Source organism: Streptomyces sp. CRN 30 (genome assembly GCF_034105845.1).
The window spans coordinates 36,758-54,490 of the sequence record NZ_JAVRHI010000364.1 but is presented as its reverse complement, the minus strand read 5'-3'; the positions used below and the strand labels follow the sequence as shown (position 1 = coordinate 54,490).

The window sequence follows — 17,733 nt, the reverse complement described above, 5'->3', positions numbered from 1 at the left end:
CCCCGTGAGCGAATCAGCACGTGCCGATGCCCGGCAGCAGAACGCCGACGCCCGGCAGCAGAACCACGCGTCCGAGGCGTCGGACGCCGCTTCGGCGCCGCCCGCGGTGGCGTCCTTCGCAGAGCTGGGGCTGCCCGCCGCGATCCTGCGCACGCTCGACGAGCACGGTGTCACGGTGCCCTTCCCCGTCCAGGCGGCGACGCTGCCGAACGCGCTCGCGGGACGGGACGTCCTGGGCCGGGGCCGCACGGGATCCGGCAAGACGCTCGCCTTCGGCCTGGGGATGCTCGCCCGGACGGCCGGGCGGCGCGCGCAGCCCAAGGAGCCGCTGGCGCTCGTCCTGGTGCCCACCAGGGAACTGGCGCAGCAGGTCGGTGAGGCGCTCACCCCGTACGCCGAGGCGCTGCGGCTGCGGCTCGCGACCGTGGTGGGCGGCGTGTCCGTCGGGCGGCAGGCCGCCGCGCTGCGGGACGGCGCCGAGATCGTCGTCGCCACGCCCGGCCGGCTGCACGACCTCGTCGAGCGCAGGGACTGCCGGCTGGGACGGGTGCGCATCACGGTCCTGGACGAGGCGGACCAGATGTGCGACATGGGGTTCCTGCCGCAGGTCACCGAGCTCCTGGACCAGGTGCGTCCCGAAGGACAGCGGATGCTGTTCTCCGCCACCCTCGACCGTGACGTCGACCAGTTGGTGCAGGGCTATCTGCGCGACCCCGCCGTCCACTCCGTCGACCCCTCGGCCAACGCGGTCTCCGCGATCGAGCACCACGTCCTCGTCGTGCACGGGCCGGACCGGTACGCCGTGACCACGGAGATCGCCGCCCGCGACGGCCGCGTCCTGCTGTTCCTGGACACCAGGCACGGCGTCGACCAGCTCACGCGCCACCTGCGGGCCAACGGCGTGGCCGCCGCCGCCCTGCACAGCGGGAAGGCCCAGCCGCAGCGCACCCGGACCCTGGACCGGTTCAAGGACGGGCAGATCACCGCGCTGGTGGCGACGAACGTCGCCGCGCGCGGCCTGCACGTCGACGACCTCGACCTCGTGGTCAACGTCGACCCGGCCACCGACCCGAAGGACTACCTGCACCGCGCGGGCCGCACGGCGCGGGCCGGCCGCTCCGGCACCGTCGTGACACTCGTCCTGTCGGGACAGCGCCGTGAGACGAGCCAGGTCATGGCGGACGCCGATGTCACCCCCGAGGTCACCAAGGTGCGGTCGGGTGAGGCGGAGCTGAGCCGGATCACCGGCGCCAGGACCCCCTCCGGGAAGCCCCTCGACGGTGGGCCGGCCGTACCGGGCCCCAAGAACCACAACGCCCCGTTCCGAGGCCTGGGCAGTACCAAGGACAGCGCCAATGACGCGAAGGGCGGCTCCGGCGGTGGCAGGCCCTCCCGCAGGAGCAGCGAGGCCCGCAAGCTCGCGGAGGCCCGCAGGGCGGCCCGGGTGCGGCGCGGCGGCTGAGCCCGGCCCCCGCCGCGGTTCCGGTACGGGGGGATCAGCGGCCTCGGTGCGGGCGCCGGGATCGGGCCGCTCACCCCACGGTGTCGGGCCCCACCGACGGCAGGTAGCGCGGTGCTCGCCAGGCCTGGAGGCGGCGTTCCACCGCGGCTCCCAGCGACAGCAGCTCCGCGTCCTCGTGGTCACCGGCGATGAGGGACAGGCCCACGGGCAGCTCGTCCACGAACCCGGCGGGTACCACCAGTGACGGGTAGCCGGCCACGGCCGCGGGCGTGGAGGACGAGGCGAAGTCGATGTCGCCCCGCTCGCAGTCGGTCGTCCAGGCGGGCGGGTTCGCCGGCGAGGCGATGGCGTCCAGCCGATGGGCGACCATGGTCTCGTCTATCGAACGCCGGGCGAGCTCGTTCAGTTCGGCTCGTGCGGCCCGGTACTCCGGATCGGTGGTGGGAGGCGCGGCGAGGGCCTCCTCGAACACGTCCTGGTCGGCGAAGCAGGTCCGCTCCGCCGGGTGGCTGCGGTTGAATTCGATCAGCTCGGCGAGGTCTCGTGGTCCTTCTCGGGTGGCGAGGTAGGCGTTGATGTCCCGGTGGAACTCGCTGAGCAGCGCGGGGTACTCGAGTTCGCCGATCCGCTCCTGGTACGGGAGTGTCACCTCGACGACCTCGGCTCCCGCGGCACGCAGTTTCTTCACCGTACGGGTCATCAGGGCGTCCGTCCTCGGCCCGAGCGAGGGCAGCCGCCACAGACCGATGCGTTTGCCACGCAGGGAGCCGGAGTGCGAGCCGACGGCGCCGCCGATGCGCTTGCTGCCGCGGTCGCCGATCACCTTGAGAGTGAGTGCGGCGTCGGTCACGTTGCGCGCCAGGGGCCCCGCGACGTCCTGCTCGGTGGAGATCGGGACCACTCCGGCTCCGCTGACGAGGCCGCGGCTGGGCTTGTGGCCGACCACCCCGTTCACCCCGGCCGGGCACACGATGGAGCCGTCCGTCTCCGTACCGATGGCCACCTGTGCCAACGACGCGGCGACCGCGACGGCCGATCCGGAGGAGGACCCGCACGGGTTCCGGTCCAGTACATGGGGATTGTCGGTCTGCCCGCCGACCGCGGACCACCCCGAAGTCACCTTGCTGGAGCGGAAGTCCGCCCACTCCGACATGTTGGTCTTGCCGAGGATCACCGCCCCCGCGTCCCGTAACCGGGTCACCAGGGTGGCGTCGCTGTCCGGCGGGCTGTCGGCCAGTGCCAGCGACCCGGCCGTCGTGAGCAGGCCGCGCGTGTGCACGTTGTCCTTGATCAGCACGGGTATGCCGTCGAGCGGACCACGGGTGTCACCGCGCCGGCGCCTGGCGTCGCTGGCGGCCGCCTGGCGCAGGGCCGTCGGATCGGTACCGAGCACCGCGTCGAGCTTTGGATCGATGGCCGCGATCCGCCGCAGGTAGGCGGTGGTCAGTGCGGTCGAGGTCAGTGACCCGTCCGACATGCGCGCCTGCAGCTCCGGGATCGTCACCGTGTCGAGATCGACGCCAGGTCGCGGGGACGGGTCTGCTGAGGACGCACCGGTCGCACCCGGTTCAGCGGCTTCCGCCACCGCCTGGGAGACCGGTGCGCCCGCGCAGACCGAGCCGGCGACCAGGGCGGCGATCAGCGCGGCACTGCTCCACTCCCTCAAGTTCCGCATGCTCTTCATGAGGACCAGCCGACTACGGGGTGACACCCCGATACAAGACCGACTTTCGCCGCTCTTCGCACTTATCCGCCCGATCGCACCATCCGGGCCCGCCGCCGGGTCACCACCCGGTCGCGGTCAGCCCGCCGTCGTCACTCCGCGGGGCCCGGGCACGTCCCGGACCAGCTCTTCCATGCGCGCGTCGGTCTCGCCGTAGCCGCTCTGCTCCTGGGTCCGCACCGTGGTGAAAACGGCTACGCGGTAGGGGGGTTCATACGCCTCGACGGGCACGACAGGCGCTCCTGACTGATCGCTCGTGGCGTCACCGTAAACCGGGTGGCACCCGGCGCTCCAGCGCATTGAGGGCCCCTTGACCGTCGGCGGTGACCGGACGGTGTGTGCCGAGGACAATCGCTCCATGCGCATTGTGATCATCACCGCTGGTTCACGGGGCGACGTCGCTCCCTACACGGGCCTGGGGCGGCGCCTGACGGACGCGGGCCATCAGGTCACCGTCGCTGCTCACCCCTCCTTCGAGACACTCGTCGGCGGCTGCGGTCTCGACCACCGGCCCGTACCGGGAGACCCTGCGGAGCTGGTCCGGGACTGGTCCCGGGCGACAACGCGGGAGGAGGTCCGGTCGCTGACGCGGGCCTACGCGGACGGGCTCGCCGAGGGGGTGGCGGAGGTCGTGGCGGACGGAGCCGACCTGCTGCTCACCGCCTTCGGCCCGGCACCGCTCAGCCGGACGGCCGGCGAGGCGTTCGGCGTCCCCGTGATCGGCACCTATCTGGCACCGTCCTGCGCCACCGGACAGTTCCCGCTGCCCAACGCACGGAGCTCCGACGTCCTGGGACCGGAGGGCAACCTCGCCGCGGGCCGGGACGTGCTGAGGCGCGCGGAAGACCTCTTCGCGGGTTCGGTGACCCTGCTGCGCGCCCGCCTCGGGCTGCCCACTCACGCGCCCTCGGCTCCGGTGGACGTCCGGCCGGTCCTCCACGGCTTCAGCCCGCTGGTGGTGCCGCGCCCCGAGGACTGGCCGTCCTGGGTCGAAGTGACGGGCTACTGGTGGCCGGCGCGGCCGGACGGCTGGCACCCGCCGGCCGAGCTGGTCGACTTCCTTCAGGCCGGTCCGCCCCCGGTGTTCATCGGGTTCGGCAGTATGGCGGTGGGGCAGGGGGAACGGCTCAGCGAGCTGGTGACCGCGGCGGTGCGGCGGGCAGGTGTGCGCGCGGTGGTGCAGGCGGGGTGGGCCGGTCTGAGCGGCTGCGGCGACAGCGACGACGTACTGGCCATCGGTGACGTCCCGCACGACTGGCTGTTCCCTCGCACCGCCGCCGTCGTCCACCACGCCGGGGCGGGCACCACCGCGGCCGGACTGCGGGCCGGCGTACCCGCCGTGCCCGTTCCCGTCATGGCCGACCAGCCGTTCTGGGCGTCTCGGCTGTGCGAGCTGGGAGTCGCTCCCTGGCCCGTGCCGTTCCAGGACCTCACCGCCGACACCCTCGGCGACGCGATCACGGCCTGCCTGACCGAACCGGCCCACCGCCGCCACGCGGCCGAACTGGCCCACGGGATCGCCGCGGAGGACGGCACCGCTTCACTGCTCGCCCGCATCGGCGCGCTGCGCACCGGGTGAGCCTCGAACGCCGCCCGGCCGGTCGGCCCCCGGAGTCCGAGTCCTGAAAGGTGCGCCCCGGACCGCGCCGAGCAGCCGTGGGACCGCCGCAAGGGCCGGACGGTGTCGCTGCGCATGGTCATGCGCCACATGATCCATGAGTACGCCCGGCACAACGGTCACGCCGACCTCCTGCACGAGGGCATCGACGGGACCGTCGGCGTCTGAGCCGTCGGCCGCCCTGCTCCCCGAGCCCGTGTCACGCGGGGCCCGGCACCGCACAGGGGGCCGGACCGGTACGGGGGACGCTTCACCGGCCCTGGCCCCGGCTCCGGCCCCGCCAGGGACCGTTCATCGTCACAGGGTCCGGTCCCAGAGCTCGGCCCTGCAGGTGCAGTGGTGCCGCCGTCACCCCGGCACGCTCCATGGCCTCCCAGTAGGCGAGGGCCGCTGTCCCGTCGACCAGGCCGTGCACCAGTGGCAGTTCGGGGTCCGCCGCGTGCAGCAGGGATTCCACCCGGCAGGAGGCCAGGGTCCCGTCGAGCCAGGGCTGGGCCAGATAGGCGGCCGCGGCCGGGCTCGGCAGTCCTTCGGCGGTCTCGCGGCCGACGTCGCCCAGGTGCAGGAGTCCGCCGCCCAGCACGAGTACGTCCCGGAGCTCCCGCATCCGCGTCAGGGCCCGGCCGGTGTCGAAGCAGTGCGGGAAGGAGTCGTCGACGACCACGGTGCCGGGCGTCAGCCGGTCCACGTCCAGCAGGGTGGCGGCGCCGCTCACCGCCGTCACCAGCAGATCGGCACCGTACACCGCGTCGGGCAGTGCGGGCCGGGACTCCGCCACCTCGACCTCGCGGACCCGGCCACGCTCCCGCAACTCTCGCGCCAACTGCCGCAGCCGGGGCCCGCTGCCGGGAGCGTCGCACAGCAGCAGCCGCCGTGGCGGCCGAACGGACCGGGTGAGCAGTAGCTCCAGGGACGAGGCGCCGATCGAACCCAGTCCGACGAAGGCGACGTCGAGGTCGGCCAGATCCCCGCCCGTCCTGCCCGTGGCGTCGAGCGCCGCGTGCACCGTACGGACCACCGAGACGACGGTCGCCGCGTGTCCGGTCGTCAGGGCCGCCGGTCCGTGTGCGGAGCGCAGCACGTCGAAGCCGTAACCGGTCAGCGACGGGATCATTCCGGCCAGGGAGACGCTCCGGGCCCCGAGCGAGGAGGCGAGCGACACCGCGCGGGCGGTGTGGGCGACGAGGTCGGCATTCCGGTCGAGTTCGTCGGCGAAGAGGGGCACGCCAACCAATCCCGACCTGCCGAGGGGCGTCCGGACCGTCTCCAGCAGGCGCGGCGCGCCGTCGGGGAACAGCATCCCGCGCAGTTCGTTCCGCTGCGCGGCGGCCTCGGGCAGACCCGCCAGCCGCGCCAGGTGGCCGGGCGCGGGCAGGTAGCCGACCAGCGCGGCGTCCATCGTCGCGCGGGGGCCTGGTGAACGGTCCGCGCGGAGGCCTGACGGAAGGTCGACGCGGGGCGGGCCCACGGCTCGTACGAGCCGTTCGCGGAGCGCGTGCGCGAACTCCTCCAGCGCGGAGGAGGTGAGGGCGGCGGCGGACCCTCGCACCGTCACCCGCAGCCCGGGACCTTCCGGTCGCGCGGCCAGGAAGACGTCCGTCGTCGACGAAGGCGGCGCGAACGCGCTGTCCCCGTCGTCCCACGACACGGTCAGCGGCTGCCCGGGCGCGGACGCCAGGACGGAGAAGTCGAGGAAGGTGAAGAAGAACTGTGCCGTCAGCGGAAGACCGTCGTGGTCACGCGGCACGATGTCCTCGTGCCTGCGCGCCTCCTCGGCCTCGGCCACGACCCGGCGCAGGGCGTCCCCGAAGACCTCCCCCGTGTGCCCGTCGTCCCGCCCGGCCGCGGGCCGTACGGGTACGGCGGTGGCGAACGGGCCGAAGACCCGGTGGACGTCGGGCAGCGGACGGTCACGGCCGCTGACCGCCAGACCGACGATCAGGTCCGCCCGGCCGGTCAGCTGCGTCAACTGCTGGTGGTACGCGGTCAGGAGCGGTGCGTACAGTGTGGCCCCCGCCTCCGCCGCGAGCGCGCGCAACGCCGCCGTGCGGTCGGCGTCCAGCAGGAATCCCGCCGAGTGGAACGCGCCGGCGTCGAGCCCCGCGTCAGCGTCGGCGCTTCCGTCCTCGCTTCTGTCATAGCTTCTGTCATCGTCAGCGCCTCCGTCGGTGGCGCGCAGCGCCGGAGGGCGGTAGGGGGCGTCGAGCCGGGCTCGGCGCTCCGCGGCGCCCGGAGCGGCAGGAGGCTCCGCCTCGGCGGTCAGCAGCGCGTGGTCGCGGAAGGTGGCGCGCGGCTCGGGCAGGTCGGCGGGGCGGCCCGCGGCCAGCCGGTCGTAGACCGCCGTCAGCTCCTGTACGAGCAGCGCGGCGCTGTAGCCGTCGCCGATGAGGTGGTGTGCGTGTACCAGGAGGACGTGCTCCCGCGTCCCCAGGGTGAGCACCCGGAGCCGCAGCAGTGGCCAGGCCCACGGTTCGAAGCGCCGCTCCGCCTCGGCTGCCGCGCGTGCGTCGACCTCGGCGGGGTGCGTGAGCGTCTCGAAGGCGACCGGCAGCCGCAACGAGGGCGGGAGCTCCTGCTGGACGGGCGGCCGGGCGCCCGCGGGGAAGACGGTACGCAGCATGCCGTGACGCTCCACCAGCAGGTCCACCGATGCCTGGAACACCTCCGGGTCGAGCGGGCCGGACAGCCGCAGCCGTGCCGACCAGGAACCGTCCCGCCCGGAGGAGAGCGCCTCCGCGAGGAGGAAGCCGCGCTGGGACGGTGTGACGGGGAAGGGAGCCGCGTGCTCCGTGACCGCGGTTGCGGACGCGGCTGCGGGCGCGGACGCGGACGCGGCGGGTGTGCCGTGCGGCTCCGCGGCGGTGGCGTCCACCGTCGCGGCGAGCTCGGCAAGGGTGCGGTTGTCGTAGATGACGGTCGGGCGGGGCAGCGGTGTCCTGGCCTCGCCGAGCCGGCCGAAGACGCGGAGGACGAGCAGGGAGTCGCCGCCCAGATCGAAGAAGTCGTCCTCCCGGCGGACGGAGTCGACTTCCAGCAGCTCGCACCAGATCGCGGCCAGTCGCCGTTCGGTCGGCGTGGCGGGGAGGGTGTGCGTGCCGGAGCCGCTTGCCGCACCGACCGCACCGACCGCACCGGTGGAGTGCGCGGGTCCGGGTTCCGGCTGCGTCAGCACACCGCGGTCGACCTTGCCGGTGCCGGTGAGGGGCAGCTCGTCCAGCACGGTGATCCGCGCCGGGACCATGTAGGGCGGCAGGAGACCGGCCAGGTGACGGCGGACCGCGCGCGGGTCCGGGTGCCCGGCGCCGGGCCGGACGGTGACGAACGCCAGCAGCCGGCCCTCGCGTGCGACGACCGAGGCCTGCGCGACCCCGGGGTGTGTCTGGAGGGCCGCCTCGACCTCTCCGGTCTCCACGCGGTTGCCACGGATCTTCACCTGGTCGTCGAGCCGTCCGAGGAACTCCAGGGCGCCGTCCGCGCGGCGGCGGACCCGGTCGCCGCTGCGGTACCAGCGACGACCGTCCCGCACGGTGAACGCCCGGGAGGTCAGCTCGGGCTCGCCCAGGTAGCCGGGGGTCAGGCCGACTCCCGTGATCAGCAGTTCACCCGGCTCCTCCGCACGGCAGGGGGCGCCGTCGGGGCCGACCACCGCCAGGTCGGCACCGGCCACCGGACGTCCGATGGGTACCGTCCGGGCGTCGTCGGCCGGGCGTGTCGTGATGACGTGGCAGGTGGCGTTGACGGTCGTCTCGGTGGGGCCGTACAGATTGGCGATGCGCTGCCCGTCGCCGAACAGGTCGAACCACCGGCGCACATGGGCGGCGGGCAGGGCCTCACCGCCCACGTGCACCCAGCGCAGCGCCGACAGGTCCGGTCGTTCCGCTCCCCGTCGCACCCGGTCCTCGGCGGCCGACAGCAACTGTTCCCAGAGCGTCGGGACGGAACTCCACACCGTGATGCGTGTCCGCTCCACGTACGTCAGCAGCAGTTCGGGGTCCCGCAGCAGCTCCCGCGGTACGGTCACCACGGTGCCGCCGACCATCAGGGGCGCGAGCAGTTGGCGTACCGAGGCGTCGAAGCACGGTGACGCGGTCTGCGCCAGGCGGTCGCCGGCGCCGTAGCCGAACGCGGTGACGGCCCAGTCGAGGTAGTTCTCCATCGCCCGGTGCGTGATCGGGACCGCCTTGGGCCGACCGGTGGAGCCCGAGGTGAAGATGACGTACGCGATCGCCTCGGGAGCGGGCTCGGGGTGGGGATCGAGGTCGGGTGCGCGGGTGGGCGCGCGTTCGTCTCCCCGCGCGTCCGGCAGGCCGTGTGGCGGGCTGTCCGGCGGGCTGTCGGCGCATACCGTCCGCACGGCGACACCGACACCGACACCGGCACCGTCGAGGGACTTGGCGATGTCCAGGGTCGGTCCATGGCACACCACGGTGGAGACACCCGCGCGCTCGAGCTGTTCCGCCAGGCGGGCGGACGGATGCGTCGGGTCCAGCGGCACCCAGCCGGCCCCGGCCCGCAGGATGCCGACCACGCCGATCACGGTCTCCGGGCCGGGCTCGGTGAGCAGCCCGACCAGCCGGCCCGCGCGTACACCGGCGGCGCGCAGTCGGGTGGCCAGCAGCTCGGAGGCACGGTCGACCGCCGCGTAGGTGAGCCTCGCTCCCCCGGTCTCCACGGCGATCGCGTCCGGCGTGGCGCGGAACTGCCGGAGCAGTCCGCCGATCAGACCGTGCGACGCCGCCGGCCGGCGGGACGGCCCTGGTTGCGGTCCCGGCTCCAGCTCCGGCTCCGGCTCCGGCTCCGTGAGGGGGCCGGGAGAGGGCGCGGTCTGTTGCACGAGCCCGAGCCCGGGCCCGAACGCGCACAGAGAACCCAGTTCCTCGCGGTACTCCCGGTCCAGGCGTGCCACCGTGCCTGGGGTGAACAGTGGACGCGGATAGTTCCACGACATGCGCAAGGTGGATCCGTCCGCCCAGCACAGCAGGCTCAGCCGGGTCGTGGCCGACCCGGTGCCTGCCGCCGCGGCCCGTACCTCGACCGGGCAGTCGGCCGCCAGGCGTGCGGGGAAGCGGGCGAAGCTGAAGCCCGCCGGGCTCGCCGTGCGGTGATGTCCGCCGGGCAGGAGACCGGCCAGCGCCAGACTGCTCAGCCCGGAGTGCTGTTCGCTCTCCAGCCAGATGAGGCGCAGCCGTCGCGCCAGTACCACGACCGGCTCGTCGACGGCTGTCTCACACAGCAGCGGGAGGGTGTCGGCGAGCGGGCCGACCAGTCGGTCCACTCCGGCGAAACGTTCCTCGCGCCGGGCACGCGCCACATTGACCGCGATGTCCCGCCGCCCCGTCCACCGTGCCAGGCAGCGCACGTAGGCGGCGAGCAGCAGGTGGAACAGGGAGACGTCGTGCGCGGCGGCCAGCCGCTCCAGGCCGGCGGTGAGGGTCGCGTCGAGCGAACCGTGGTGCTGCACGAGCGGGCCCGACGGGTGCGCGTCGGGATCTCCGGCGTAGTCGTAGGGCAGCCGCAGCGGTTCCCCCATCGTGGCCAGGCGCTCGGCCCAGTAGCGGCGGTCGGCTCCGGACCTGGTGGTTCCGGATGTGGTGGTTCCGGAGGTCCGGGCGCTGCCGGCGGCGGCGTACGCCCGAAAACTCGGTGCGTCCGGCTCCGGGTTCGGGGACTTCCCCCGCCACAGCGCGGTGTACGAGGACCACAGCTCCTCGGCCAGGAGGTTGAGGCTGTACCCGTCCACCGCGGCGTGGTGGACCACCAGCAGCAGGTGCGCGACAGCCGGTTCCTGACGGAGCAGTACGGCTCGCACGGGCGGTCGCGCGGTCAGGTCGAAGGGTTGGTTGCACAGGGCCGTCTCCAGGTCGGCCACCTGCTCGGCGCCGCACGCGCGGACCTCGTACCAGGCCGACAGCGGCACGGCCGGGGTCAGGCGCTGCACCGGCCCCGTGCCCGGGTCGTCGATCCGCAGGCGCAGCATGCCGTGCCGTTCGGACAGACCGGCCAGCGCCCTGCCCAGTACGTGGGTGTCCAGTGGACCGCGGACCGTCATCCGCAGATGGGCGCGGGCCGGGACGTCCGGATGCAGCAGGCTGCTGGTGTGGAGCGCCAGTTGTACGGGGGTCAGGGCGAAGGGCTCGTGTTCCGCCGCCGCGGGTGCGGGAGCCCGTGCCGCCCCCTCCTCCGCGGCGGCCGGTGAGGGGGCGGAGCCCGTGTCCAGGTGCGCGGCCAGTTCGCGCACGGTGCGGTACTCGAAGAAGAGCGTGGCGGGCAGGGACCTCCCCAGCTCGCGTTCGAGCCGCTTGACGAGGTCGACGGCGCCCAGCGAGTCCAGCCCCAGCGAGAGGAACGGGGCGTCGTCGTCGACGGCGGACACCGGGAGGCCCAACGACTGCGCCAGCAGTTCGCGCAGCACCGCACGGGTGCCGGACGCGGGCGTCCCCTCGTCCGCCGCCGGCCGTGGCACCGGCAGCGGCAGCGGCCCGCGCGGCGACGGCGTCGGGGCGGACGCGCGGTGCGTCCGGATCTCCGCCCGGTCGGCGACGACCAGTTGAGCCAGGTCGGTGCCGCACGCGGACCGCAGCGCCGCCAGGGCCGACGCGGTCGCCAGCGGCCGGTGCCCCTCCCGGCCGAGGACATCGGTGAACGCGGCGGCCAGGCCCGTCCCGGCGACGGGACCGAGGTTCACCGACAGCCACGGCCGCCCCGCCTGCCGCTCGGCACCGGCGAACGAGTCCAGGAAGGTGTTCGCGGCCGCGTAGGCACCGAGTGCCCCGGCCAGTCCGGGCAGGACGGAGGAGACCGAGGAGAACGCCACGCACAGCCCGGGACTCCGGTCCGACCGGCCGAGCGCCTCGGAGAGCAGCATGGTGCCGAGCGTCTTCGCCCGCAGGACCTCCATCGTCTCCTCCGCCTTCGTCCCGCGCAGGCTGCCGGGGCGTACCACTCCGGCCGCGTGGAAGACGGCGTCCGGCGCGGGCAGCGCGGCGACCAGCGCCGCGACGTCGTCGCGCGAGGTGAGGTCGGCCCGGTGGTAGCGGGCGTCGGCGCCGAGGCCGGCGAGTTCCTCCAGCAGGCCCGCGGGGGGCTGGGGGGAACGTCCGGTGAGCAGGAGCACCGGCCGGCCGCGTCCGGCGAGTTCCCGTGCCAGGGCGGAGCCCAGGCCTCCGCCGCCCCCTGTGATCAGGTAGGTGCCGTCGGCGGGCAGCCGGTCGTGGATGTCGGGCAGGTCCGCCGCTGACGGTGCGACGGTCCGCACCAGTCGCCGCCCGGCCCGCCAGGCGACGGCTCCGGCCGCCTGCGGTGCCGCCACCTCGGCGAGCACGGCGCGGAGCCGCTGCCCGGTGTCGTCGAGGGAACAGAGGTCGACCCAGTTGGCCACCGCTCCGGCGGACTCCGCGGGCACGGCCAGGGTCAGACCGCCCAGCACCGCCTGTACCGGGTCCGGCCGTTCTCGGCCGTCGCCGGTGACGTGCGCGTCCTCGGTCACGACCAGCAGACGGCCGGCCCCGGTCAGGTCGAGGAGGGCGAGGGCCTCCTGGAACGCCGCGACCAGCTCGTGCTGGAGCCGGTCCGCGTCCACGGCCGTGGCCGTGCCGCCGGTGGCGGGGCCGGCCAGCAGCAGCACCGTCTGCGGACGGGCGTCGGGGTCCGCGGTGGTCCGTACACCCCGCTCCGCGAGGCGTCGCGCGAGGTCGTGCACGGCCACCGGGTCCGGACCGGTCACCAGTACCGGTCCGCAGCCCTCCGACGGTGGCGGGGACGGATGCGGTGGTGAGGACGGATGCGGTGGCGGGGACGGCAGGGGCGTCGCCTGCCAGACGACACGGTGCAGCAGTACGCGTTCGCCCTCCGTGGCCTCATCCGTGGCCTCATCCGTGGCCGCGTCCGCGTCCGTGGCCGCGCGCATGGCCGTGGCCGCGTCCGTGGGCCAGTAGCGGCGCCGCTGGTAGGGGTAGGGCGGCAGCGGCACCCGCCGACGGCCCGCGCCCCGTTCCGCACGGTCCAGCCGCACCCCGCGTGACCACAGACGTGCCACCGTCTCCAGCAACTCCCGCGCCCCGCCCGCAACACCGTCCACGACACCGTCCGACCGCGGTCCGACAGGCGCGGAGAGTACGAGCACGTCCCCGCCACCTGCGAGGGCATCCCTCCGGTGACGGGCACCGGCCGCTCGTACGAGGCCGGCGAGGCTCTCCCCCGACCCCAGTTCCACGAACGTGTCGTACCCCTCCTCGAGCAGCCGCGTCACGGCCCGCCCGAACAGCACCGGTCGCAGCGCGTGCTCGCGCAGGTGGTCGGGGTCCATGGGCGGCCCCCACTCCGCGGTGAGCGTGCTCATCACCGGGATCGTGGGAGCTGTGACCGTCAACTCTGCTGCGAACTGCGCCAGTTGCCGGGCGATCGGCTTCATCAGCGGTGAGTGGAAGGCGCGCGACACCTCCAGTGCGCGTGCGGTCGCCCCGCGCGCGGAGAGCTGCTCCGCCGCCTGCCCGACCGCGCCGGGGCTGCCGGACAGCACCAGCCTGCCGGGACCGTTGTGGGCGGCGACCGCGAGTTCGCCGGGGGCCGCCGCGACCAGGGCCGCCACGTCCTCCTCGGCGGCTCCCCGCACCGCCACCATCGCACCCGGCGCGGTCGACGCCGCCATGAGCCGGCCGCGTTCCACCGCCAGTTCCAGTGTGTCGGCGAACGACAGCATCCCGCCGGCACAGGCGGCGGCGAGTTCACCGACGCTGTGCCCGACGAGCGCGTCCGGCCGTACGCCCCAGGCCAGCAACTGGCGGGTGAGCGCCACCCCGTGGGCCACCGACAGCGGTTGCGCCACCTCCGTCGCCGCCAGGACCCGCGCGTCCGCGTCGGTGTCGACGCACCAGGCCGTCAGTTCGCGTCCGCGCACCTCGCCGACGTGGGCCGACGCCTCGTCGAGCGTGTCGCGGTACACCGGCGCCGTCGCGTACAGGGCACGCCCCTGCCCCGGTCGGAGGGTGCCCTGGCCCGGGAACACGAAGACGGTGCGCGGCCGCTTCGCCACCGCCGCGGCTCCCGTCCCCCGCGGCCGACCGGCGCCCGCAGCGACGGCCTCGGTCAGGCGTTCCCGCAGGTCACCGTCGACCACGACCGCGAGGCGGTGGTCGCCCTCGTCCCGAGCCGTCGCCGCCGCCAGACACACGTCGCCCTCGTCCAGCTCCGGGTGGTCACGCACGTGGTCGAGCAGACGGGACGCCCAGGCGTGCAGACCGGTCGCGTCGCGCGCCGACAGAGTCAGCAGGTGCGGACCGCCGCTCCCACCGATTTCGCCATCCCCACCGTCCTCGGCCTCCCCACCCTCCCTGGCCTCCCCACCTTCGCCGACCTCCCCACGATCCCCGGCCTCCTCACCGTCACCGGCCTCCCCACCGTCCCGGGGCAGGCCGTGCGCCGCACATGGCGGCGCCTGTTCCAGTACCGCGTGCGCGTTGGTGCCGCCGAAGCCGAAGGCGTTGACACCGCCCCTGCGGGGGCCGTCCGACGGCCAGTGACCCGTCTCGGTGACCAGGGCGAATCCGGACCGCTCGACCGCGGGCGACGGCGGTGTGTGGTGCAGGGAGGCCGGCAGCCGGCCGTGTCCGAGCGCCAGCACCACCTTCACCAACGAGGGCAGCGCGGCCGCGTTCAGCAGGTGCCCGACGTTCGTCTTCACCGAGCCCAGCAGCCGCGGCCGACCGTCCGCGCGCGCCGGGAAGGCATGGGCCAACGACCGCAGTTCGACGGGGTCACCGACGGCCGTGCCCGTGCCGTGGGCCTCGACGTACGTCACGGTCGCCGGATCGATGCCGCACACCTCGTACGCGCGGGTGATCACCTCGCGCTGGCGCAGCGGGTTGGGTGCCATCAGGCTCAGCGAGGTGCCGTCGTTGTTGACCGCGGTGCCCCGTACGACGGCGAGCACCTCGTCGCCGTCCCGGCGGGTGTCCGCCAGGCGCCGCAGCACCAGGGCCGCTCCGCCCTCACCGGGCACGAACCCGTCGGCGTCCGCGTGGAAGGCGCGGCTGCGTCCGGTGGGCGACAAGGCCTGTGCCGCCTCCAGGGCCCGGTGCCCGTCCCCGGTGAGGTGCAGATTGACGCCGCCCACGACGGCGATGTCGCACTCGCCGTCCGCGAGGCTGCGGCGGGCCAGGTGCAGCGCGACCAGGCCCGACGAGCACGCGGTGTCCACGGTGAGTGCCGGGCCGTCCAGGTCCAGGCAGTGGGAGACCCGGGCGGCGGTCAGACTGGGCAGGTTGCCCGTCAGCGTCGTCGCGGACGGTGGCAGGGCCGGGGAGACGTCGGCGAGGACCTGCCGGTAGCCGCTCTCCCCGGCCGCGGCGAAGACACCGGTCCGCAGGCCGCGTCGGCGGGGTCCGGCGTAGCCGGCGCGTTCCAGGGCCTCGTGGGCGAGTTCGAGGAAGATACGGGCCTGCGGATCCATCGTGCGGGCCTCCTCGTCGTCGATGCCGAAGTGCCCGGCGTCGAAGGCGGCCGGGTCGTCCAGGAAGGCGCCCCAGGGCCCGCGCCCGCCGGGAGCGGCCGACGGCGGTCCGTCCGCGGCCTCACCGGACCGTGTGGTGCTCCAACGGTCCGGTGGCACCTCGGTGACGACGTCACGGCCGGCCGACAGCAGCTCCCAGAACTCCTCCGGTGTGTCCGCGCCGGGGAACCGGCAGGCCATCGCGAGGACCGCCGTCGCGGACGCACCGTCCGCCGTGGGCGTGGGCGTGGGTGACGGCGCGGGAACCCTCGGTGCGGGCTCCTGCGGCGCCGCGCCCGCCTCCACCGCGGCCAGCAGGTGGTCGGTGAGCGCGGCGACGGTGTCGTTGCGCATCACGGCGGGTCCCAGGGTGATGTCCAGGGCCTGTTCCAGCTCGGCGAGTACCTCCATGGCCTTCAGCGAGGTGCCGCCCAGGCCGGAGAACCGCTGCCCGTCCCCGAAGGAAGCTTCCGGCAGCCCCAGTACGCGGGCCCAGACACCGCGCACCACCTGCCGCACCTCGCTGCGCGAACGGGGGGACATGGGCAGCCGTTCCGCAGGCGGGGTCGGCGTTCGCCGCTCCCCCGGCCCGGCCGGTGTGCGCCGCTCCCCCGGCCCGGCCGGCGTAATACCTGGTGCGGCGTCGGGGTCGGGGTCGGAGCTGGGGTCGGTCGGGCATCCGAACGACATGGTGGGCCGGTACTCGCCCGTCTCGAAGCGCGTCCGCATCCGCTGCCGCTGCACCTTGCCGCTGGTGGTCCGCGAGAAGGCCGACGGCGGCAGCGCGAGTACGCGTACGTCGTCGTGGACCAGCGCGGTACGGATCCGCCGTGCGACCTCTCCCAGGACCTCGCCCGCGTCGCGCGGCGGGCGGGCCCAGGGCACGAACACCACCACCCGCTCGCCACCGGTCACCGGGTCCGTCGAGCCGACCACCACCGGGCTTCCCGACGGCAGTCCGGGAACCGCTGCCGCGACCTCCTCCATGTCCGGGGCGTGGAAGGTGCGGCCGTTGAGGAAGAGGACGTCCTTCTGCCGGCCGCTGACACACAACCGGCCGTCCCGCAGGAACCCCAGGTCCCCCGTCCGCAGCCAGCCGTCGGAGAAGGTGAGCCCCGTCGTCTCCGGCAGCCGGTGGTAGCCGCGGGCGACCTGCGGGCCCCTCACCTCGATGTGCCCCACCCGCCGGTCGTCCAGCGGCCGGCGGGCGTCGTCCGTGATCCGGACCGAACATCCCGGTACCGGCGGGCCCACGTCCATCACTTCCACGGCGTCGTCGCCCGCCCCGCGCTCCACGGCCACGCCCCGGCCGAGTGCCGCCCGCTCCAGGGCGACCGGAACCGCCACCTCGCCGGGTGGCGGGAACGTGACGGCCAAGGTCGCCTCGGCCAGTCCGTACACGGGGGTGGCCGCTCGCGGGTCCAGCCGGGTGGGCCGCATCCTGGCCGCGAAGTCCCGCCACACCGTCGGGGAGATCGGCTCGGCTCCCACCAGGAGCAGCCGCACCGGACTCAGGTCGAGTCCGGTGAGTCGCGCGTCGGGAACGCGGCGGACGGTCAGCGCCAGCGCGAAGTTGGCGGCCGACAGGACCGTGGCCCGGTGTCTTGCGGCCACGTCGAACCACAGACCTGGATCCTTCGCGAACGACAGGGGGCCGATCTTCACCTGCTTCGTGCGCGCGGCCAGTGGTGCCAGATGGGTGCCGATGAGGCCCATGTCGTGGAAGTAGGGCATCCAGCTGACCAGGACGTCCCGTTCGGACAGGGCCGAGGCGGCGACGATCTGCCGCAGGTTGGCCACCACGGCGGCATGGGTCAGCTCCACGCCCTTCGGAGCACCGGTGCTGCCGGACGAGAACTGCAGGAACGCCAGCTCGTCCGGGGACGCCCGGAAGGGGGAAGCCGGCGTGGGGCACTCCCGCAACGTCTCGAGCCGCAACACCCGCACGGAACCGGGCAGTTCGTCGATCACCTCCGCGCAGGCCGCGTCGACCACGACCGGCGGGCGGCCGAGGTGCTCCCACACCGGGCCGACCCGCCGTGCGTCGGGCGCCAGCGGCACCGGTACCAGGCCGGCCGCCAGCGCGCCCCAGAACATCGGCTGGAAAGCCTCGCTGCGCTCCGCGAGCAGCGGCACGCACGTACCCGGCGCGACCCCGGCATCGAGCAGACCGCCGGCGACCCGAAGGGACTGGTCGCGGAGTTGCCGGAAGGTGACGGCCACCTCGCTGCCGTCCCCGCGCACGTGGACCACGACCTGCCCAGGGGCCTGGTCGGCCGCGTCCAGCAGTACGTCCAGGAGCGTCTGGGAGGCCTCGCCGTCGACCGTCATGTGCCACTGCTCGCCGTCAGACATCACGGGCCCGCTCCTCAGCCGGACAAGAACGACACGCTTGGTCGCGCCGCTCCGACGATCTTGGCCGCAGACCGGATCACCGCGCATGA

5 protein-coding genes and 1 pseudogene are annotated in these 17,733 nt (G+C 74.4%); 3 read left to right on the top strand and 3 right to left on the bottom strand.

Annotated elements, in window-relative coordinates; genetic code table 11:
• Positions 1 to 4: 4 nt before the first annotated feature.
• The gene (locus UW392_RS38695; protein WP_414496979.1) at positions 5 to 1,462 is read left to right on the top strand and encodes a DEAD/DEAH box helicase; all 1,458 of its coding nucleotides are present in this window, start codon (positions 5 to 7) and stop codon (positions 1,460 to 1,462) included.
• A 70-nt stretch (positions 1,463 to 1,532) separates the two neighbouring features.
• Here UW392_RS38695 and UW392_RS38690 read toward each other — a convergent pair whose 3' ends face one another.
• Positions 1,533 to 3,137, bottom strand: a complete 1,605-nt coding sequence (locus UW392_RS38690; protein ID WP_414496977.1) for an amidase family protein — start codon at positions 3,135 to 3,137, stop codon at positions 1,533 to 1,535.
• Positions 3,138 to 3,263: 126 nt separating this feature from the next.
• On the bottom strand, positions 3,264 to 3,416 hold the full coding sequence (locus UW392_RS38685; RefSeq protein WP_320779927.1) for a hypothetical protein: 153 nt from the start codon (positions 3,414 to 3,416) through the stop codon (positions 3,264 to 3,266).
• 127 nt (positions 3,417 to 3,543) lie between these two features.
• Between UW392_RS38685 and UW392_RS38680 the strand changes: the two genes are divergently transcribed.
• Positions 3,544 to 4,764, top strand: coding sequence for a glycosyltransferase (locus UW392_RS38680; protein WP_320779926.1), 1,221 nt, complete (start codon positions 3,544 to 3,546; stop codon positions 4,762 to 4,764).
• A gap of 66 nt (positions 4,765 to 4,830) precedes the next feature.
• Positions 4,831 to 4,971 (top strand): annotated as a pseudogene (locus UW392_RS38675) (DUF664 domain-containing protein); the annotation flags it as partial.
• Between the two features lie 82 nt (positions 4,972 to 5,053).
• Here UW392_RS38675 and UW392_RS38670 read toward each other — a convergent pair.
• Positions 5,054 to 17,620 (bottom strand): non-ribosomal peptide synthetase/type I polyketide synthase, encoded by a 12,567-nt coding sequence (locus UW392_RS38670; protein WP_320779935.1) that lies wholly within the window; start codon positions 17,618 to 17,620, stop codon positions 5,054 to 5,056.
• Positions 17,621 to 17,733: the final 113 nt, after the last annotated feature.

Bases quoted from the DNA above. Each gene is read 5' to 3' on its own strand.
- UW392_RS38680 (WP_320779926.1), top strand. From the start codon at position 3,544: ATGCGCATTGTGATCATCACCGCTGGTTCACGGGGCGACGTCGCTCCC.
- UW392_RS38690 (WP_414496977.1), bottom strand. From the start codon at position 3,137: ATGCGGAACTTGAGGGAGTGGAGCAGTGCCGCGCTGATCGCCGCCCTG.
- UW392_RS38670 (WP_320779935.1), bottom strand. From the start codon at position 17,620: ATGACGGTCGACGGCGAGGCCTCCCAGACGCTCCTGGACGTACTGCTG.